This window comes from Bradyrhizobium sp. BR2003, assembly GCF_009720285.1.
GTDB lineage: Bacteria > Pseudomonadota > Alphaproteobacteria > Rhizobiales > Xanthobacteraceae > Bradyrhizobium > Bradyrhizobium elkanii.
Genome location: NZ_SMYJ01000045.1, coordinates 1 through 17,667, shown reverse-complemented (window position 1 = coordinate 17,667; position 17,667 = coordinate 1). Strand labels below are relative to the sequence as shown.

The following is a 17,667-nucleotide window of genomic DNA, read 5'->3' as shown; positions in this document are numbered from 1 at the left end:
ACGCGCCTCAGTACCCCTTGCCGCTCGCCAGCTGGTCGGTGTGGAAATTGCTGTCGCCGAACAGCTCCTGGCAGACCCGGGCGCGCTTCATGAAGAAGCCGATGTCGAACTGGTCGGTCATGCCCATGCCGCCATGCATCTGCACGCCTTCCTGGACGGCCAGCGTCGCGGTGGTGCCGGCGCGGGCTTTTGCCACCGCGACCGCGGTTGCGGCCTTGTCGACATCCGTATCGAGCGCCTGCAACGCCTTCAGCACCGCGGCGCGGGTGATCTCGATATCGATATAGAGCTGCGCGGCACGGTGCTGCAGCGCCTGGAATTCGCCGATCGCCTTGCCGAACTGCTTGCGCTCCTTCAGATAGGCCACGGTGCGGCCGAACACTTCGTCGGAGAGACCGACCATTTCGGACGCCACCGCGCCGCGGCCGATATTGAGCACCCCCTCGAGCAGCCCAAAGCCCTGATCGACCTCGCCGAGCACGCTGTCGGCGTTGACCTCGACATTGTCGAACACGATGCGCGCCGCGTTGTGCGAATCGACCATCGCGGTGCGCTCGACCGCGAGCCCCTTGGCCTTCGGATCGACCAGGAACAGCGTCAGCCCGTTCTTGTCGCCGGCGTTGCCGGCCGTGCGGGCGGCGACGATCAAGAGATCGGCGGTGTGGCCGTCGACCACGAAGGCCTTGTCGCCCGAGAGCTTGAAGCCGTTGCCGGAGCGCGTGGCCTGCAACTTCGTCTGCAGCGGGCGATGCTTGGCGCCCTCGTCGATCGCGAGCGCCGCCAGCAGCGAGCCGTCGGCGATTTTGGGCAGATGCTGCGACTTCTGCGCCTCGCTGCCGCCGCGCGACAGCGCCGAGACGGCGAGCACCGAGGTCGCGAGGAACGGCGACGGCATCAAGGTGCGGCCGATCTCCTCCATGACGATGCCGGCCTCGACGCAGCCGAGCCCGCTGCCGCCGAACTGGTCCGGCACCAGGAGGCCGGAGAAGCCCATCTCCGCAAAGGTCTTCCAGAGGTCGCGCGAGAAGCCGGTGGCGTCCTTGGCATCGCGCAGGCCGCGCAGATGCGCCACCGGCGCCTTGTCGCTGATGAGACCGCGCGCACTGTCGCGCAGCATGGATTGTTCTTCGGTGAGGACGAGGGCCATTGGATGGATCCGATAACTCTGATGTTGTTCGTTCAGTCGATTTTCAAGGTATCGTCATGCCCGGCCTTGTGCCGGGCATCCACGTCTTTGGACAACCGCGACAAAGACGTGGATGGCCGGGTCAAGCCCGGCCATGACGACTAAAAACGTCACGCGCCCGGCAAATCGAGGATGCGCTTGGCGACGATGCCGAGCATCACCTCCGAGGTGCCGCCCTCGATCGAATTGGCCTTGGTGCGCAGCCAGGCGCGCGGGCGGGCGCCGCCTTTGGAGCGGTCGCTCTCCCATTCCAGCGCGTCGATGCCGCCGGCCGACATCAGGATCTCGTAGCGGCGCTTGTTGAGCTCGGTGCCGTAATATTTCATCGCCGAGGAGAACGCCGGATGCGATTGTCCGGCCTTGGCGAGATCGACCGCGCGCTCGGCGGCGGCGGCGAGCGCGGCCTCGTCGACCTCGAAGCTCGCGATCTGGCTGCGCAGCTGCGCGTCATCGAGCTTGCCTTGCGCGTCCGCACCGACCGAGTCGGCGGCGATCTGGCCGAGCGGACGGCCGACGCCGCGCTCGCCCATACCGGAGATCATCGCACGCTCGTGCTGCAGCAGGTATTTCGCGACATCCCAGCCGCGATTGACTGATCCCACGACATGCGACTTCGGCACGCGGACATTGTCGAAGAAGGTTTCGCAGAACGGCGAATAGCCCGAGATCAGGAGGATCGGCTTTGTGGACACGCCCTTCGAGGTCATGTCGAAGAGAATAAAACTGATGCCGTCATGCTTCTTGGCCGCCGGATCGGTGCGCACCAGGCAGAAGATCCAGTCGGCGTAGTTGGCGTAGGACGTCCAGATCTTCTGGCCGTTGATGATGTAGTCGTCGCCATCGCCAACCGCGCGGGTCTGCAGCGAGGCGAGGTCGGAGCCGGCGTTCGGCTCGGAATAGCCCTGGCACCAGCGGATCAGGCCCGCGGTGATCTTCGGCAGATGTTCCTTCTTCTGCTCCTCGGTGCCGTATTTCAGCAGCGCCGGTCCCAGCATCGAGATGCCGAACGAGGTCAACGGCTGACGCGCGCCAATCGCAGCCATCTCCTGGCGCACGATCTTGGCCTCCTCGCCGTCGAGGCCTCCGCCGCCATATTCCTTCGGCCAATGCGGCACGGTCCAGCCCTTGTCGCGCATCCGCTCGAACCAGACGCGCTGCGCTTCAGACGAGAATTTCGTGTTGCGGCCACCCCAGAAGGTGTCGCCATCCGAGGTCATCGGCTTGCGCATCTCCGCCGGACAGTTCTGCTCCAGCCAGGCGCGGGTCTCTGCGCGGAATTTCTCGAGGTCAGCCATGGTGCGTTTCCAGTCAAAAATCGTCGAATTGGAATCGACCTTAGACCTGCGCGGCCGCCGAATTCAATATGCCTCGCGGCCGCGCCATGCTCTGGCGTCGCTACTCACTGCGCGCGATCGGGTGTATCGCCGAGATGGGGTAACGCTTGAAAAACAAAAGGAAACCGACATGCGGCTGAAACTGCTTTCGCCTAGCGAAATGAACGCCGCCCAGAAGGAAATCTACGACGAGTCGATCGCCGGCAAGCGCGGCGCGCCACCGGCGCCGATGATGGCTTGGCTGAACAGCCCGGAGATGGCACGGCACGCCACGCGGCTCGGCGAGGTGCTGCGCTTCGACACGGTCTTTCCCCCAAAACTGTCGGAGATCGCGATCCTCGTCACCGCGCGGCACTGGACCGCGCATTACGAATGGTATGCCCACAAGCGCCTGGCGCTGAAGGGCGGCCTCGATCCGAAGATCATCGAGGACATTCGCGTGCGCCGGACGCCGACCTTCGACGATCCCAAGGCCAGGGTGATCTACGACGTCGCCAAGGCACTGCACGAAGGTCACGGCCTGCCGAAGGGGCTGTATGACGAGGCGGTCGAGGTGCTGAGCCAGCGCGGGCTGGTCGAGGTGATCGGCCTCTGCGGCTATTACACCATGGTGTCGATGACGCTGAACACGTTCGAGTTCCAGCTGCCCGGCGGCGAGCTGTCGGAGCTCTGCTAGGCCCCCGCCGACCGTGGCGCGTCCGGAAACCTTGCGTTTCCGGATCGGTCGCCCTGTCCTCGGCAAATCCGGACTATATCAACGGCAGAAGCCTTGCCCGTCATGCAGGGCGCTGACCCGAACGGAGCCGGACCATGCCGCAGAATCCTCCCATCATCGCGGGCACGCGGATCGGGCATGTCCACCTCAAGGTGGCCGATCTCGACCGGGCGCTCGGCTTCTATTGCGGCGTGCTCGGCTTCGAGCTGCAGCAGCGCATGGGCACGGACGCGGCCTTCATCTCGGCCGGCGGCTATCACCATCACATCGGCCTCAACACCTGGGAAAGCAAGGGCGGCCATCCGCCGCCGCCGGGCACCACCGGCCTGTTCCACACCGCCATCCTCTATCCGACCCGCCCGGCGCTCGCCGACGCGCTGCATCGGGTGCTGTCAGCCGGCATCCAGCTCGACGGTGCCAGCGACCACGGCGTCAGCCAGGCGCTGTACTTGCGCGATCCCGACGAGAACGGCGTCGAGCTCTATTGGGATCGCCCCGAGGCCGAATGGCCGCGCAGCGCGGACGGCAAGCTCGCGATGTTCACGCGACGGCTGGACGTTGAGGAATTGCTGGAGCAGCGGGCGGCGTAATTCCGTAGCCCGGAAGGAGCTTGTAGCCCGGATGAAGCGCAGCGCAATCCGGGGTTCGCGCAGTAAGTTGACGCTGTCCCCGGATTGCGCTTCGCTTCATCCGGGCTACGGTTTCAGGAACAGGTGCGCGAGCCAGCCGGCCACATAGAGCCCAAAGCCGAACACGGTATGCGTCACTAGGCTCTGCAGCCGCGCCGCCCATGGACGGGGCGTGCGGCTCGCGGCGATGCCGGCGCCCATCGCGGGCTGCATCACCAGGAACGGCGCGGCCACGCTGCCGATCCCGACCATCAGGGCCGGAGCGATGCTGGGCTGCCGCACCCAATCGAGGCCGAACATCGCAAGCAGCACGCCGGCAAAGCCGATCCCGATCAGATAATGCGCGGTCCATCCGATGACCCGTTCGCCCGCGACCTGTGGTGACGCGGCGATGCGGTCGTGGCGCAGGCGCCCGGATACGAGATGGCCGAGCCAGCGGCCGACCAGGGCATAATCCAGCGAAGGGATGCCAAGCAGGCGCGCGCGGACCACCCCCCAGATGTCCATCACGACGGCTGCGCCGATCCCGATCAGCACCGCGCTGGCGACAAATTCCGCGGCGTCAACCATGCACGGCCTCCGCCGGCGCTCGTGCCGCGACCATCCAGCAGGCCGCGGTGAAGCAAATGTCGTTCCCGTTGATGTAACGATCGAAGGCTCCGCGCACGGTCTCAATCACCTGGGTGCGAAGCGGCTCTTCCATCGTCTGCAACATCGTCCCGACCGGGCCGAGCCAACTCACATAGCGGGTCAGCTGCGATGCCGGAAAGCCGAGGGCGACATCGACCGGATCGATCGTGATCGCGTCCCAGCCGCTATCCTCCAGGATCGTTTCGACCCGCTTCCGGTCGGCGAAGCCGAACTGCCCGGGCGCATCGGGACGCCGCGCCGGAAGATCCGGCAGCAGCGGCTTCGCCGCCTGTTCCGCCGTCGTCATGAACGGATTTTCCGCGGCGCCGCGCCACGCGATCAAGCGGAGCGCAGCACCCGGCCGGGCCGCGCGGCGCAGATCGGCGAAAGCCTGCACCGGATCGGCAAAGAACATCACCCCGAGGCGCGAGATGATCATGTCGAAACTCGCGGGCGCGAACGGATAGGACTGCGCATCGGCGCAGATGAAGCTGACCGGCCGCCCTTCCCGCTCCGCGCGGGCGCGCGCCGCCGCGATCATCGGCTCGGAGATATCGATGCCGGTGCAATGCCCTTGCCTGCCGAGCACACGGGCAACGGCGAAGGTCGTGGCGCCCGTGCCGCAACCGATATCGAGCACATCGCCAGCCCCGGCGTCAGACACGGCTCGAACGAGCAGCTCTTCAAGCGGCCTGAACATCCCTTCGAGCACGTCGCGCGTCTCGACCCAGGCGCGGCCGGCGGCGCCGTTCCAGAGTTTGACCTGCTCGTCGCCGGCTTGCGGTGCGACACCCATGATTCTCGTCCTTGTTGATGCTTGCCTCGGGCAAGCGATAGGCTGGATACTGCCAGTTCAAGTGAACTTGAGGTCAAGGGCCATGCGGGACATCGATATCGCGGAGGTGGCGGAGCTGTCGGGCGTTCGCGCCTCGACCTTGCGCTTCTATGAGGAGAAAGGTCTGATCGCCTCGCATGGCCGGCGCGGGCTGCGCCGCCTGTTCGATCCGGCGGTGCTCGACCGGCTGGCGCTGATCGCGCTCGGGCGCGCCTCCGGCTTCTCGCTCGACGAGATCGCAAGGATGTTCGCGCCCGATGGAAGACCGCGCATCGACCGGAAAATGCTTTCTGCCAAGGCCGACGAGCTCGACCGCACCATCCGCAGGCTCAACGCGATGCGCGACGGCCTGCGCCATGCCGCCGTCTGCCCGGCTCCGAGCCACATGGAATGCCCGACCTTCCGCCGCCTGCTCCGGGTCGCGGCGGCCGGCAAGATCAGCGAGCCGAGGAAGGCGAGGAAGGCGCAGCGAAAAAGATCGTAGCCCGGATGCAGCCAACGGGTCGCGCGAACGCGCGCCCGATGACAGGCTCCGCGAAATCCGGGGACTACCATTCGCTGAGGCAGCCCCGGATTACGCTTTGCTTCATCCGGGCTACAGGCTACGAGAGGTCTTTATTCCCCTCCCCCTGAAAGGGGGAAGGTCGGGATGGGGGTCGGCCGCAGGCTCTGCTGCAAGTGGAGAGAGCAGACCCCCACCCGCTTTGCTCTGCGAGCAAAGCCACCTCGCCTTTTCAAGGGGAGGTGGAAAGCTACTTCCCCTTCGTCATGATCGTCGCCGCCGCGATCAGCTCCAGGCCAATGCAGCCGTAGAACGGCAGCGAATAGCTGCCGGAGAGATCGTGCAGCAGCCCGACCACGCCGGGGCCGAAGGCGTAGGTGATCTGGTTGATCGCGGTGAGCAGGCTGACCAGCACGCCGAACGCACGCGGATCGAACTCGCGCTGCACGATCAGCGCCGGCAGCGTGATCAGATTGCCGACCGAGAAGCCGAACAGCGCGCAGGCGACGATCTGCGCCACGTCATTGTGCACATTGATGATGACGGCGAGCGCGATCGCCTGGCTGACAAAGGACAGCGCCGATGCCAGCCGCTGGTTGAGCCGGTCGATCACGAAGGAGAACGAGACACGGCCGACCACGGCCATCGCGGTCAAGAGCGCCATCGCCACCGTCGCGCGCTCGCGGCCGATCACCTGATCGAGGTGGGCGATCAGATGCACGATGAAGCCGACCTGGGCGAACAGCACCAGCGCGAAGGCAATCGAGACCGAGAGGAAACGGATGTCGCGCAGCGCTCGCGCCCGCACCTGGGTCGCCGACGGCGCGTCCGCCGCCGCCGCGGCCGTGACCGCGTGCAGATGCGCCGGCGGCCGCCCGACAAGGATCAGGATGACCGGCACCATCACCACGATCAGCAGCAGGGCGGCCGCGATCATCGCGCCGGAGAAGCCGAAGGTGCCGATCCCCGCCACCAGCAGCGGCACGCCGACGATGCCGCCGAAGCTCGCGCCGTTCAGCGCCAGGCTGATCGCCATGCCGCGCTTCTTGTCGAACCACAGGCCGAGCGTGTTGGTGATGATGCCGAGGCTGGTGCCGGCCCAGCCGAACGCCAGCAGCGCATTGGCAAGGTAGAGCTGCCAGGGTTCGCGCACCTCGCCGATCGCAACGGCTGCGATCGCCATCGCGAAGGTGCCGGCGATCAGGCAGCTGCGCGCGCCGAACGCCTTGATCGCTTCGCTGACGAAGGCAACCAGCGCCGCGCCGAACAGATAGAAGAAGGTCGTGCCCGACGAGATCAGCGACGCCGGCCAGCCGTGCAGCCGCTGCAGCTCGGCGACGTAGACGCTCTGGCCGTAGAAGCCCAGTCCCCAACCGAAGGTCGCAAGCAGGAAGCAGACGACGACGATGCGCCAGCCCTCATAACCAAGCGAGGATTCATCTGGCAGCGTGGATGAAGATGCGTCCATTTTCTTGCTCTTGCTTCTCACATCGTCAGGACCGGATTATCCGTTCTCACGATGTAAGGAGCCGTGCAAGCCGGTCACTTCGAAACTGATCGAAGTGTCAGCAATTGGCAGCAGCATGGTCCGGAAAAGTGCGAAGCGGTTTTCCGAAAAGACCATGCTCAAACGGGAAGTTCAGATGCTGGGGTCCGGGATTTCTTCCACCACGCGCAATTTCGCACGTCGCTTGGCGAATGAAGCGAACGAGAGCACGGCAAGGCCGAGCAGCACCGGCGGAAACACCACCATGTTGACGGCGTTCCAGCCGTAATGCGCGAGCAACTGGCCCGATGAGAACGAGCCAACCGCCATCATGCCGAACACGAGGAAATCGTTGAACGCCTGCACCTTGTTGCGTTCCTGCGGCCGGTGGGTTTCCAGCACCAGCGCGGAAGCGCCAACAAAGGCGAAATTCCAGCCGATCCCGAGCACGAACAGCGTCGCCCAGAAGTGCGGTGCAGTGATGCCTGACAGTCCGATCATCGCGGCCACCGCCTCGAGCGCTAGCCCGAGCGCGACGATAACGGGCGCGCCGAACCGCGCGATCAGCGAGCCCGTGAAGAAGCTCGGGCCGTACATCGCAACGATGTGCCATTGAATGCCGAAATTGGAATCGCTGACCGACAGCCCGCACATCTTCATGGCGAGCGGCGCCGAGGTCATCACCAGATTCATCATCGGATAAGCGATCACGCCGCACAACGCCGCGGCAACGAAGCGCGGCTGCTTCGCGATCTCGAGCAGCGGGCGGCCGCCAGGCAGGTCCGCAGCCGCAGGCTTCGGCGCGTCGACGCCCGACAGCACCGCCATCGCCACCAGTGCGACCAGCGCCTGCATCACGAAGGAGAACGCGAACAGATAGGGCGGCCAGATGTCCATGGTCCATTGCACGAGCTGCGGCCCGAGCACGCCGGCGAACACGCCGCCGGCCATCACCCAGGACACCGCCTTGGGCCGGAACGCGACACTCGCGCCATCGGCGGCGGCAAAGCGGTAGGACTGCGCGACGGCGCCGTAGAGCCCGCCGAGGAAGGTCGCGCCGCAGAACAGCCAGAACGATGAGTGCAGGATCGCCCAGGCGCCGAGCGCGCCGGCGAGCGTGCCGCAGAAGGTGCCGATGATGAAGGCGACGCGCCTGCCATAGGCGCGCGAGATCGCGCCGGTCGGCAGCGTGCCGGCGGCAAGCCCGAGCACATACATCGAGAGCGGCACCGTCGCGAGCGAGACGTCGGGCGCCAGCGTCGCGCCGACGATCGAGCCGGTGGCGAAGATCACGGCCGAATTCGCGCCGGTCAGCGCCTGCGCCGCCGCAAGCCGCCACACGTTGCTGCGCGCCCGCGCGTCATCGCTCGCCTCTTCCGCAGCTGTCACGTCGATCATCGGTGGTCCCGCCTCGAAGCCCCGGCGGGAGCCTCCAATCGGGCGCACTATGGAGAGCGGGTCGAGGCCGATCAACCGGCGCAAACGGGCGTACGCCATGCAGGAGGCGCACACGAGATCGCCGCGCCGAATACTCACACGCCGGCGTCGTCCTGGCGAAAGCCAAGAGCTATAGCCACCGAGTTTTGTTGTGAGAGGGATCGCGGCCCCAGCTGCGCGCAACAACCGGCTTTTGTGGCAATCGGTCCTGGCTTTCGCCAAGACGACGTCACAGATATTACATCACGCGCCACCTACCGCACAGGCTTCTTGCCGGGCCGCTTCTCGGCGCGCAGCGCGCCGGTCTTGTGCACCTTGGAGCGCGGCCCGACGAGGTGCGGCTTGTGAACGTGCCATTCAAGCGCGAGCGTCGCGGCGAAACCGAAAAAGCTCGAACGACTCATGCCGAGTCCGGCGGCATGCTTGTCGATCCGTGTGATGAGGCTCTTCGGCAAATAGACGTTGACGCGCTCGGACGGGTCGGGCGGATCGACGCCGACCATGAAGAAAGCGGCGACGTCCGAGCCCTTCGGCGCCACGATGCGCTCGATCGGGGTCGGCTCCGGCAATGGCTTGCCCTGCTCGACCCAGCCGTCGACGGTTTGCGCCAGCGTGTGCTCGGCGCGCTCGATCGCGTCTTCCTGCGATCGTCCCGCGGCAACGCAGCCGGGAAAATCCGGAAACCACGCTCCGAACGCGCCGCGCGGACCGCGCTCCAGCACGGCCGGATAAAGCCGTCTCTTCATTCTGGCCTCCGTCGTCGGAGTATGCTATTTCACACACACTGGTGTGTCAAATCACACAACACCCGACATCGTGGGGAGCGTGCGGCAATGGACCCGCAAGCCGAACTCCGCATCATCCGCGCGGCCTATGCCAGGCAGATCCTGGCCGCCGCCAACACCATCAATCCGCGGCTGACGGAGGCGTTCGCCGCCATTCCGCGCGAGGACTTCGTCGGGCCGGGACCATGGATGATGCTGCGCTGGTGGAGCCGCGACTATGCGCCGACGCCCGATGCCGACCCGGTCTATCTCTACACCAACGATCTCGTCGCCCTGCGCCCCGAGCGGCGTCTCAACAACGGCCAGCCGTCGCTGCATGCCTATCTCATGCACCAGGCCGCACCCGCCGCCGGCGAGCACGTGGTGCATGTCGGAACGGGCACCGGCTACTGCACGGGGATTCTCGCGCATCTGGTCGGACCGTCCGGCCGCGTCAGCGGCATCGAATACGATCCGGACCTTGCGGCAAACGCTCGCGCCAATCTCGCCGCTTACGCCAATGTCGAGATCGTCCAGGGCGACGGCACACAGGTCGCGTTCGAGCCCGCCGACGTGATCTATGTCAACGCCGGCTGCACCCGGCCTGCGACACGATGGCTCGACGGGCTCGCCGCTGGCGGCCGCCTGATCCTGCCGCTGACGTCGGATGAGGGATTCAAGGGTGGCGCGCCGGAGCAGGTGGCGCGCTCCGGCGCCGTGTTCCGGATCCGGCGCGAGGGCGCAGAGTACCAAGCGGACTGGATATCACCGGTCGCGATCATTCCGTGCGACGGCGGCCGGGACGAGGCGTCCGAAAAAACGTTGGCCGAAGCCTTCGCCCGCGGCGGCTGGCAGAAGGTGACGCGACTCTACCGCGATGCCGGGATCCCCGACGAACGTTGCTGGCTGCGCGGGCCGGGCTGGTGCCTGGCTTACGCTTGAGCGCGGCTACTTGCGGGCAAAAACCAAAATCATGTTGTTGGCCGGCATTTCGAAGCTGCCGTCAAGCTTCAGCCCGACGCTTTCCGCCAGTGTCTCGAGATCGGCGATATCGCGCACGCCCCATTCGGCGTCGCGTTCGCGCAAGGACGTGTCGAATACGGCATTGCTGAGCGCGGTATGCTTGCCGCCGCGCTTGAACGGGCCGTAGAGGATCAGCCGGCCGTCGGCGCGCAGGTGCCGCGCGGCGCCGGCGAACAGGCCCTCGGCGACGCGCCACGGCGCGATGTGGATCACATTGGCGCAGAAGATCGCGAGCAATCTGTCCGGACCTTTGCCGTCCGACGGCGCCGGTGACCAGGCAAGGTCGGACAGATCGATCGGTTGCGGCGGCCGGATATTGGCGAGGCCGGCATGCACGCGCCAGGCCTCGATGCTGCGCAGGTGCGCCGCATGGAGGTCGCTCGGCCACCAGGTGATGTCGGGCGTTTGACCGGCGAAATAGACGACATGCTGGCCGGTGCCGCTGCCGGCTTCCAGCACGTCGCCGGACTGGCCGGCGAGGTAGTCCTTCAGGACGGTCCAGATCGGCTGATGGTTGCGATGGAACGCCGCCGCATCGAGCCGACCGTCGGCCTCGACCGGCTGGCCGTCCTTGCCGAACTCCACCACGAATTCCGCCACCGCGCTTCTCCTGTTGGCCGTATGTAGACTGTGCAGCCACGATGAGCAAAACGGAACCGACAGAGCGCCGTTGCTCCCTCCCCGTCACCCCCGCGCAAAGGCTCCGCCTTTGTCGCTGGAGGCGCGAGCGGAGCGAGCCTCGAAGAGTCGACGGCCCGACTGGTGGCCGATTCATCCTTCGAGGCTCGCTACGCTCGCACCTCAGGATGACGGTCTGGTATCATCCGTACGAACCGCCGCCCTGTCATTAACCCCGCCGCAACGCGCCTATTCTCCGTGTTGCCAGCCGATGGCCTTTGTGCTTTCCACTCTTTATATTGCGATGGGATCATCGAGATTGAAGCCCGGGAAACGTCCTTGATCGCCACTTTCTCCAAGCCAGCCTTCGTCCTGGCGCTGCTGGCAGGCACCGCCATGGCCGCGCAGGCCCAATCCGCCGCCGAGGGACAAAAGCTCGCCTTCGACCGCGGCAAGGGCAATTGCCTGACCTGCCACGTCATCAAGGGCGGCGAGCTGCCCGGCACGATCGGCCCCGAGCTGACTGGCCTGAAGGCCAAATACAGCCGCGACGAGCTGATCGCGATCGTGACCGACGAGACCAAGCGCAATCCGCAGACGGTGATGCCGCCGTTCGGCCGAAACCGGATTTTGAGCGAGAAGGAAATCGACGCGGTGGTGGACTTCCTGCAGACGCTGTGACGCCGCGACCGTCGCTTGAGGAGATTTTTTCGATGAACATCACGACCAGCGAATTTTTCAAGGCGCGCCGGATGGTGCTGAAGGGCGCCGGCGTCGCCGCGCTGATCGGCCTCGGCGTCATTCCGTTCGACGTGCCGCAGGCGCTCGCCGCCGCCAACGACAAATATCCCGAAGACGCATTCAAGCAGAAGACCGAGGCCGACGCGATCAAGGCGCTCTATGGCAAGACCGCCGAGCCGTCGGACAAGGTCAAGATGGACGCGCCGGAGATCGCCGAGAACGGCGCGGTGGTGCCGATCTCCGCCACCACGACGCTGGCCGATGTCACCTCGATCTCGTTTCTGGTGAGCGAGAACCCGATCTCGCTGGTGGCGTCGTACAAGATTCCGGCCGGAACGGTGCCGACCGTCGCCAACCGCATCAAGATGGCGAAGACCAGCAACGTCACCGTGATCGTCGAGGCCGGCGGCAAGCTCTACAGCGCCAAGAAGGAAATCAAGGTCACCGTCGGCGGCTGCGGCGGCTGAGTACGCATGATCCGGAAAAGTGGGAACCGGTTTTCCGACAAGATCATGCGCAAACAATGAGGATAAACCAGATGGCATCGAGCATTCGCGTGCGCGCCACCTCAACCGGCGACACCACCGAGGTGCAGGCGCTGATCCAGCATCCGATGGATTCCGGCTTCGTCAAGGACGCCAAGGGCGAGATCATTCCGCCGCATTTCATCCAGCAGCTCACCTTCGAATATGACGGCAAGCCGGTATTCGTCGCCGACTGGGGCGGCGGCGTCTCCAAGGACCCCTATGTCAAGTTCGCCTTCAAGGGCGGCAAGAAGGGCGACGATCTGAAGGTCAGCTGGGTCGACAACAAGGGCGCGACCGACACCACCACGGCGAAGATTCAATGACGCGGCGCCTCGCAATCCGTGCAACGATAGCCGCGCTCGCGCTCGGCTTGCTGGCGTGCGCACCAGCGCGCGCGGCCGACAGCGTCGATCCCGCCGCCGACAAGGCCGCGTTCCAGAAATTCTTCACCAGCAAATTCCCCAAGCTGAAGCTCGAGGATTTCGTCAACGGTCCCTATTCGATGAATGAGGACCTGCACAGGCAGTGGGAGGAGAAGGAGCAGTTTCCGCCCTACGAGTTCTCGCTCGAAGCCGGCAAGGAGATGTTCGCAACGCCGTTCAAGAACGGCAAGACCTACGCCGACTGCTTCCCGAACAAGGGCATCGGCATCCGCCAGAACTATCCTTATTTCGACGAGAAGGAAGGCAAGGTCGTCACGCTCGAGCTCGCGCTCAACCGCTGCCGCGAAGCCAATGGCGAGGCGCCGTTCTCCTATGTGAAGGACGACATGGCAGCGCTCACCGCCTACATGGCCTTCACCTCGCGCGGCAAGCCGATGGACATCAAGATCCCGAACGATCCGCGCGCGCTGGAGGCCTATCAGAAGGGCAAGGAATATTTCTACACCCGCCGCGGCCAGCTCAATTTCTCCTGCGCCACCTGCCACATCCAGAGCCCGGGCGAGCGGATCCGCGCCGAGGTGCTGGCGCCGGCGCTCGGCATCCTGAACGCGATGCCGATCTACCGCTCGGAATGGAGCGGCATGGGCACGACCAGCCGCCGCTTCACCACCTGCAACAGCCAGATCCGCGGCGTGCCGCTCAACCCGCAGGACGACGAGTACCGCAACCTCGAATACTATTTGTCCTATGTCAGCAACGGCCTGCCGATTTCGGGGCCGGGAGCACGGCCATGAGCACGGCCATCAAAGCTGTCCTCGCAGCATCGACCCTGCTGGTCGCAGCTGCGACCGGCGCCCTCGCCGCCTCCGAGGCCGACTACAAGGCGGCCTATGCCGCGGCTGAGGCCGCCAACAAGGAAGCAGGCGCCCTGCGCAACCAGTGGACCACCACCGCCTCGACGCTATCTGCCGCAAAAAAGGCCGGTGAGGCTGGTGATTTCGACACCGCAGTCGCCAAGGCCACGGAGGCCGAGGTACTGGCAAAGGCCTCGATCTTCCAGGCCACCAGCGAAAAGGAACGCTGGAAGGACATGGAAGTTCGTTAAGAGCGCGCAGGCCAGGGGCCGCGCGGAGAGAATGATGATCATCCGCCGCCGGGAATTCCTGAAAGCTGCGGCCGCCGCAACGCTGACGGCCGGCCTGCCGCGCCTTGCCCGCAGCGCCGACACCGCCAGCGTCTACGACCTCGAACGGTTCGGCAACGCCCGCATCTTGCACATGACCGACACGCATGCGCAGCTGAAGCCGGTGTTCTTCCGCGAGCCCGGCGTCAATCTCGGCGTCGGCGCGATGGCCGGCCAGCCGCCCCATCTCGTCGGCAAGGCGTTCCTCGACCGCTTCGGCATCCGGCCCGACAGCGCCGACGCCTATGCCTTCACCTGCGTCGAGTTCGAGAAGGCCGCCGGCCGCTTCGGCCGGCTCGGCGGCTTCGCGCACCTGAAGACGCTGGTCGACAAGCTGCGCGCCGATGTCGGCGAAAGGCGTTCGATCCTGCTCGACGGCGGCGACCTCTGGCAGGGCTCAGGGCTCGCCAACGCCATGAACGGCGCCGACATGGTGGAGGCCGCCAATCTGCTCGGCATCGAGGCGATGACCGGGCACTGGGAATTCACCTATGGCGAGCAGGTGCTGCGCGACAACCTCTCCCGCTTCAAGGGCGAATTCCTGGCGCAGAACGTGTTCCTGACCGAGGAAGCCGCGTTCAACGACGCCAAGGCGTTCGACCCGGCCTCGGGGCGGGTGTTCAAGCCGTCCTTCATCAAGGAGATCGGCGGCCATCGCGTTGCGATCATCGGCCAGGCCTTCCCCTACGTGCCGATCGCGCATCCGAAGCGCTTCACGCCGGACTGGAAGTTCGGCATCCGCGACGAGGAGCTGCAGAAGCTCGTCGACGGCCATCGCAACAACGACAAGGTCGAGGCGGTGATCCTGCTGTCGCATAACGGCATGGATGTCGACCTCAAGCTCGCCAGCCGCGTCACCGGCATCGACGTCATTCTCGGCGGCCACACCCACGACGCGATCCCGATCCCGATCACGGTGACCAATGCCGGCGGCGTCACGCTGGTGACCAATGCCGGCTCCAACGGCAAGTTCATCGGCGTGCTCGATCTCGATCTTGCCAAGGGCAAGGTCGCCAACGTTCGATACCGGCTGCTGCCGGTGTTCGCCGAGCTGCTGAAGCCCGATCCTGCGATGCAGACGCTGATCGACAAGATGCGCGATCCGCATGCCGACGAATGGAACAGCAAGCTTGCCTCGGCCGACCGGCTGCTCTACCGCCGCGGCAATTTCTCCGGCACCGTCGACCAGTTGATCTGCGATGCGCTGCTGAACGAGCTCGATGCCGAGATCGCGCTGTCGCCGGGCTTCCGCTGGGGCATCACCACGCTCGCCGGCCAGCCGCTGACCATGGAAGACGTGCTGTCGGAAACCGCGATCACCTATCCGGAGACCTACGTCGCCACGATGACCGGCAGCCAGATCAAGGATGTGCTGGAAGACGTCTGCGACAATCTGTTCAACGTCGATCCCTATTATCAGCAGGGCGGCGATATGGTCCGCGTCGGCGGCCTCGCCTACACCTGCACGCCCGGCGAGACCGTCGGCAAGCGCATTTCCGAGCTGAGGCTCGGCAACGGCAGGCATCTCGAAGCCGGCAAGCACTACAAGGTCGCAGGCTGGGCCTCCGTCAACCAGCAGAGCGGCGCGCCGATCTGGGATGTCGTCGCGAGGCACCTGCGCTCCGGCCGGCCGCCGAACCGCGACGAGCCCGGCGTCACGCTGAAAGGTGTCGAGGACAACCCGGGCATCGCGAGGCACGGATGATGCGCCGCGCGCTCATCGCTGCGCTCGGCCTTGCGGCGATCGCGCTGGCGACACCGCTCGCGCGCGCCCAGCTGGCGCCGTTGCAGGACAAGCCGTTCGCCGAGCACAAGGTCGTGCTGCAGCTCTCCGACAACGATCCGAGGAAGCAAGGCCTCGTCATCAGCGTCGCCAACAATCTGATGAAGCACTACGATCCCGACAAGGTCGCGGTCGAGATCGTCGCCTTCGGCCCGGGCATCGACCTGCTCAAGCCCGACAACCCGAACCGCACGCTGGTCGAGAGCCTGGTCGCGCAAGGCGCGCGGGTCGACATCTGCCTCAACACCGTCGACACGATCGAGCGCGACAGCGGCAAGCGGCCGGACTATATCGCCGCCGCCACCCCCGTGCAGGTCGGCGTCGCGCAGATCTTGCTGCTCACCGAGAACGGATACACGCTGGTCCGTCCGTAACCCTAATCGCCGTCGTCCCCGACGCCACCATCGTACCATCGGGAGTGGTGCAACTGATGGAGCTGCGGGAGCAGGGCCGGAGTTTCGTGCGGCCGTAGAGCTCGCATCAGCCCAAACCCATCGAAGCCGTCATCCTGGGGAGCCGCGAAGCGGCGTCTCAAAGGATGCACGGCCCCGATGTCTTCACGGGCGCCGTTCCTTTCCTGGAAGATTCGGGCCGTCCACGCTTCGAGGCTCGCTTCGCGAGCACCTCCAGCGACAACGGCAAAGCCGTTGCGCGGGGGTGACGGGACGGGAGTCGCACGGGGATGGAATTGCTTTGAACGGGCCCTATCTATGGAATAATATCCTTTATGTGACTCGGCTCGGAGAATAGGTAAGCCGTCATGATCTTTCGCCAGCTCTTCGACAGCGTATCCGGCACCTACAGCTATCTGCTCGCGAGCCGCGCCGGCGGCGAGGCATTGATCCTCGATCCGGTGCTGGAGAAGGCCGACCGCTACTGCAAGCTGCTGCAGGAGCTCGACCTCAGGCTGGTCAAGGCCGTCGATACGCACCTGCACGCCGATCACGTCACCGGCCTAGGCGAGCTGCGCGACCGCACCCAGTGCATCACCATCATGGGCGAGCAGAGCAAGGCCGACGTGGTGTCGATGCGCGTCTCCGACGGCGACAAGGTGACGATCGAGGGCCTTTGCCTCGAGGCGCTGTACACGCCCGGCCACACCGACGATTCCTACAGCTATCTGATGGGCGACCGCGTCTTCACCGGCGACACGCTGCTGATCCGCGGCACCGGCCGCACCGATTTCCAGAACGGCAGCGCGCGGGCGCAGTACGATTCGATCTTCAACCGCCTGCTGAAGCTGCCCGACGAGACCATGGTGTTCCCTGCGCATGACTATAAGGGCGACACCGTCTCCACCATCGGCGAGGAGAAGCGCTACAATCCGCGGCTGCAGGTCAAATCGATCGACGACTATGTCGAGCTGATGAACAACCTCAATTTGCCGAACCCGAAGCTGATGGATGTCGTGGTGCCCGCCAACATGCATGTCGGCCTGCACCAGGACGAACTCGCCAAGGAAGGCCTCTCCCTCAGCGCGCGCGACGCCATCGCGAGCCTCGGCCGCCCCGATATCCTCCTGGTCGATTTGCGCGAGAGCGGCGAGCGGGCCAAGCACGGCACGCTCGCGGGCGCGCTGCACGCGCCCTATCCGGGGATTTGCGCCACCCTGCAGCCCGGCGGCATGCTGCGCGAAGTCGCGGCCGCAACCGGCCGCCGCGTGGTGTTCTTCTGCGCCTTCGGCGAGCGTTCGGCGATGGCGGTGGCCGCTGCGAAGAAAGCCGGACTGATCAACACCGCGCATATCGAAGGCGGCATCGACGCCTGGAAGAAGGCCGGCGGGCCCGTGGTGATGGGGTGACCCCGTAGTCCGGACGAAGCGCCGCGCAATCCGGGATCAGCCGATCCGCGGATTAATGAACTGCACCCCTGATGTGAGACACGATAATCA

At 65.6% G+C, this 17,667-nt stretch carries 20 protein-coding genes; 12 read left to right on the top strand and 8 right to left on the bottom strand.

Features of this window, described 5'->3' with window-relative positions:
• Window positions 1-7: 7 nt before the first annotated feature.
• A complete protein-coding gene (locus E2I15_RS34410) occupies window positions 8-1,147 on the bottom strand; it encodes an acyl-CoA dehydrogenase family protein (protein ID WP_137481395.1) in 1,140 nt (379 codons plus the stop codon).
• A 149-nt stretch (window positions 1,148-1,296) separates the two neighbouring features.
• On the bottom strand, window positions 1,297-2,481 hold the full coding sequence (locus E2I15_RS34405) for an acyl-CoA dehydrogenase family protein (RefSeq protein ID WP_137481397.1): 1,185 nt from the start codon (window positions 2,479-2,481) through the stop codon (window positions 1,297-1,299).
• Between the two features lie 169 nt (window positions 2,482-2,650).
• On the opposite strand from E2I15_RS34405, the gene E2I15_RS34400 reads away from it, so the two are divergent.
• Window positions 2,651-3,196, top strand: coding sequence for a carboxymuconolactone decarboxylase family protein (locus E2I15_RS34400; protein WP_137481399.1), 546 nt, complete (start codon window positions 2,651-2,653; stop codon window positions 3,194-3,196).
• Window positions 3,197-3,330: 134 nt separating this feature from the next.
• Window positions 3,331-3,825: a VOC family protein gene (locus tag E2I15_RS34395; protein ID WP_137481401.1), complete on the top strand. Its 495-nt coding sequence runs from the start codon at window positions 3,331-3,333 to the stop codon at window positions 3,823-3,825.
• Between the two features lie 105 nt (window positions 3,826-3,930).
• Here the strand turns inward: E2I15_RS34395 and E2I15_RS34390 are convergent, their stop codons facing one another.
• Window positions 3,931-4,434, bottom strand: a complete 504-nt coding sequence (locus E2I15_RS34390) for a DUF2938 domain-containing protein (protein WP_137481403.1) — start codon at window positions 4,432-4,434, stop codon at window positions 3,931-3,933.
• Window positions 4,427-5,290 (bottom strand): class I SAM-dependent methyltransferase, encoded by an 864-nt coding sequence (locus E2I15_RS34385; protein WP_137481405.1) that lies wholly within the window; start codon window positions 5,288-5,290, stop codon window positions 4,427-4,429. Before E2I15_RS34385 ends, E2I15_RS34390 begins: the two co-directional genes overlap by 8 nt.
• Before the next feature lie 82 nt (window positions 5,291-5,372).
• Here E2I15_RS34385 and E2I15_RS34380 point away from each other — a divergent pair, with 82 nt between their 5' ends.
• Window positions 5,373-5,813: a helix-turn-helix domain-containing protein gene (locus E2I15_RS34380; protein WP_137481407.1), complete on the top strand. Its 441-nt coding sequence runs from the start codon at window positions 5,373-5,375 to the stop codon at window positions 5,811-5,813.
• 268 nt (window positions 5,814-6,081) lie between these two features.
• Here the strand turns inward: E2I15_RS34380 and E2I15_RS34375 are convergent, their stop codons facing one another.
• The 3 genes from E2I15_RS34375 to E2I15_RS34365 all read right to left on the bottom strand — a co-directional run bounded on the left by E2I15_RS34375 (window position 6,082) and on the right by E2I15_RS34365 (window position 9,500).
• Entirely contained in the window at window positions 6,082-7,299 is a 1,218-nt protein-coding gene (locus tag E2I15_RS34375; protein ID WP_137481409.1) for an MFS transporter, read from the bottom strand.
• Window positions 7,300-7,470: 171 nt separating this feature from the next.
• Window positions 7,471-8,715: an MFS transporter gene (locus tag E2I15_RS34370; RefSeq protein WP_137481411.1), complete on the bottom strand. Its 1,245-nt coding sequence runs from the start codon at window positions 8,713-8,715 to the stop codon at window positions 7,471-7,473.
• A 293-nt stretch (window positions 8,716-9,008) separates the two neighbouring features.
• Window positions 9,009-9,500 (bottom strand): type II toxin-antitoxin system HicB family antitoxin, encoded by a 492-nt coding sequence (locus tag E2I15_RS34365; protein WP_137481413.1) that lies wholly within the window; start codon window positions 9,498-9,500, stop codon window positions 9,009-9,011.
• An 87-nt stretch (window positions 9,501-9,587) separates the two neighbouring features.
• On the opposite strand from E2I15_RS34365, the gene E2I15_RS34360 reads away from it, so the two are divergent.
• On the top strand, window positions 9,588-10,460 hold the full coding sequence (locus E2I15_RS34360; RefSeq protein ID WP_137481414.1) for a protein-L-isoaspartate O-methyltransferase family protein: 873 nt from the start codon (window positions 9,588-9,590) through the stop codon (window positions 10,458-10,460).
• A gap of 6 nt (window positions 10,461-10,466) precedes the next feature.
• On the opposite strand, the gene E2I15_RS34355 is transcribed toward E2I15_RS34360, so the two are convergent.
• Window positions 10,467-11,141 carry a DUF938 domain-containing protein gene (locus E2I15_RS34355; RefSeq protein WP_137481416.1) on the bottom strand — a complete coding sequence of 225 codons (675 nt, stop codon included), beginning with the start codon at window positions 11,139-11,141 and terminating at the stop codon, window positions 10,467-10,469.
• Between the two features lie 414 nt (window positions 11,142-11,555).
• Between E2I15_RS34355 and soxX the strand changes: the two genes are divergently transcribed.
• The 8 genes from soxX to E2I15_RS34315 all read left to right on the top strand — a co-directional run bounded on the left by soxX (window position 11,556) and on the right by E2I15_RS34315 (window position 17,577).
• On the top strand, window positions 11,556-11,840 hold the full coding sequence (gene soxX / locus E2I15_RS34350; RefSeq protein WP_246668232.1) for a sulfur oxidation c-type cytochrome SoxX: 285 nt from the start codon (window positions 11,556-11,558) through the stop codon (window positions 11,838-11,840).
• Between the two features lie 32 nt (window positions 11,841-11,872).
• Window positions 11,873-12,367 carry a thiosulfate oxidation carrier protein SoxY gene (gene soxY, locus E2I15_RS34345; protein WP_137481420.1) on the top strand — a complete coding sequence of 165 codons (495 nt, stop codon included), beginning with the start codon at window positions 11,873-11,875 and terminating at the stop codon, window positions 12,365-12,367.
• A 71-nt stretch (window positions 12,368-12,438) separates the two neighbouring features.
• The gene (gene soxZ / locus E2I15_RS34340) at window positions 12,439-12,750 is read left to right on the top strand and encodes a thiosulfate oxidation carrier complex protein SoxZ (protein ID WP_137481422.1); all 312 of its coding nucleotides are present in this window, start codon (window positions 12,439-12,441) and stop codon (window positions 12,748-12,750) included.
• On the top strand, window positions 12,747-13,604 hold the full coding sequence (gene soxA, locus E2I15_RS34335) for a sulfur oxidation c-type cytochrome SoxA (RefSeq protein WP_137481424.1): 858 nt from the start codon (window positions 12,747-12,749) through the stop codon (window positions 13,602-13,604). Before soxZ ends, soxA begins: the two co-directional genes overlap by 4 nt.
• Window positions 13,601-13,915 (top strand): hypothetical protein, encoded by a 315-nt coding sequence (locus tag E2I15_RS34330; protein WP_137481426.1) that lies wholly within the window; start codon window positions 13,601-13,603, stop codon window positions 13,913-13,915. Before soxA ends, E2I15_RS34330 begins: the two co-directional genes overlap by 4 nt.
• Before the next feature lie 34 nt (window positions 13,916-13,949).
• Window positions 13,950-15,698 carry a thiosulfohydrolase SoxB gene (gene soxB / locus E2I15_RS34325; protein WP_137481428.1) on the top strand — a complete coding sequence of 583 codons (1,749 nt, stop codon included), beginning with the start codon at window positions 13,950-13,952 and terminating at the stop codon, window positions 15,696-15,698.
• Window positions 15,695-16,150, top strand: a complete 456-nt coding sequence (locus E2I15_RS34320) for a DsrE family protein (protein ID WP_137481430.1) — start codon at window positions 15,695-15,697, stop codon at window positions 16,148-16,150. Before soxB ends, E2I15_RS34320 begins: the two co-directional genes overlap by 4 nt.
• Before the next feature lie 386 nt (window positions 16,151-16,536).
• Window positions 16,537-17,577 (top strand): MBL fold metallo-hydrolase, encoded by a 1,041-nt coding sequence (locus E2I15_RS34315; RefSeq protein ID WP_137481432.1) that lies wholly within the window; start codon window positions 16,537-16,539, stop codon window positions 17,575-17,577.
• The last annotated feature ends 90 nt before the right edge of the window (window positions 17,578-17,667 follow it).

Excerpts from the sequence above, each read along its gene's own strand:
- E2I15_RS34410 (WP_137481395.1), bottom strand. The coding sequence starts at position 1,147 with ATGGCCCTCGTCCTCACCGAAGAACAATCCATGCTGCGCGACAGTGCG.
- E2I15_RS34405 (WP_137481397.1), bottom strand. The coding sequence starts at position 2,481 with ATGGCTGACCTCGAGAAATTCCGCGCAGAGACCCGCGCCTGGCTGGAG.
- E2I15_RS34400 (WP_137481399.1), top strand. The coding sequence starts at position 2,651 with ATGCGGCTGAAACTGCTTTCGCCTAGCGAAATGAACGCCGCCCAGAAG.
- E2I15_RS34395 (WP_137481401.1), top strand. The coding sequence starts at position 3,331 with ATGCCGCAGAATCCTCCCATCATCGCGGGCACGCGGATCGGGCATGTC.
- E2I15_RS34390 (WP_137481403.1), bottom strand. The coding sequence starts at position 4,434 with ATGGTTGACGCCGCGGAATTTGTCGCCAGCGCGGTGCTGATCGGGATC.
- E2I15_RS34385 (WP_137481405.1), bottom strand. The coding sequence starts at position 5,290 with ATGGGTGTCGCACCGCAAGCCGGCGACGAGCAGGTCAAACTCTGGAAC.
- E2I15_RS34380 (WP_137481407.1), top strand. The coding sequence starts at position 5,373 with ATGCGGGACATCGATATCGCGGAGGTGGCGGAGCTGTCGGGCGTTCGC.
- E2I15_RS34375 (WP_137481409.1), bottom strand. The coding sequence starts at position 7,299 with ATGGACGCATCTTCATCCACGCTGCCAGATGAATCCTCGCTTGGTTAT.
- E2I15_RS34370 (WP_137481411.1), bottom strand. The coding sequence starts at position 8,715 with ATGATCGACGTGACAGCTGCGGAAGAGGCGAGCGATGACGCGCGGGCG.
- E2I15_RS34365 (WP_137481413.1), bottom strand. The coding sequence starts at position 9,500 with ATGAAGAGACGGCTTTATCCGGCCGTGCTGGAGCGCGGTCCGCGCGGC.
- E2I15_RS34360 (WP_137481414.1), top strand. The coding sequence starts at position 9,588 with ATGGACCCGCAAGCCGAACTCCGCATCATCCGCGCGGCCTATGCCAGG.
- soxX (WP_246668232.1), top strand. The coding sequence starts at position 11,556 with ATGGCCGCGCAGGCCCAATCCGCCGCCGAGGGACAAAAGCTCGCCTTC.
- soxY (WP_137481420.1), top strand. The coding sequence starts at position 11,873 with ATGAACATCACGACCAGCGAATTTTTCAAGGCGCGCCGGATGGTGCTG.
- soxZ (WP_137481422.1), top strand. The coding sequence starts at position 12,439 with ATGGCATCGAGCATTCGCGTGCGCGCCACCTCAACCGGCGACACCACC.
- soxA (WP_137481424.1), top strand. The coding sequence starts at position 12,747 with ATGACGCGGCGCCTCGCAATCCGTGCAACGATAGCCGCGCTCGCGCTC.
- E2I15_RS34330 (WP_137481426.1), top strand. The coding sequence starts at position 13,601 with ATGAGCACGGCCATCAAAGCTGTCCTCGCAGCATCGACCCTGCTGGTC.
- soxB (WP_137481428.1), top strand. The coding sequence starts at position 13,950 with ATGATCATCCGCCGCCGGGAATTCCTGAAAGCTGCGGCCGCCGCAACG.
- E2I15_RS34320 (WP_137481430.1), top strand. The coding sequence starts at position 15,695 with ATGATGCGCCGCGCGCTCATCGCTGCGCTCGGCCTTGCGGCGATCGCG.
- E2I15_RS34315 (WP_137481432.1), top strand. The coding sequence starts at position 16,537 with ATGATCTTTCGCCAGCTCTTCGACAGCGTATCCGGCACCTACAGCTAT.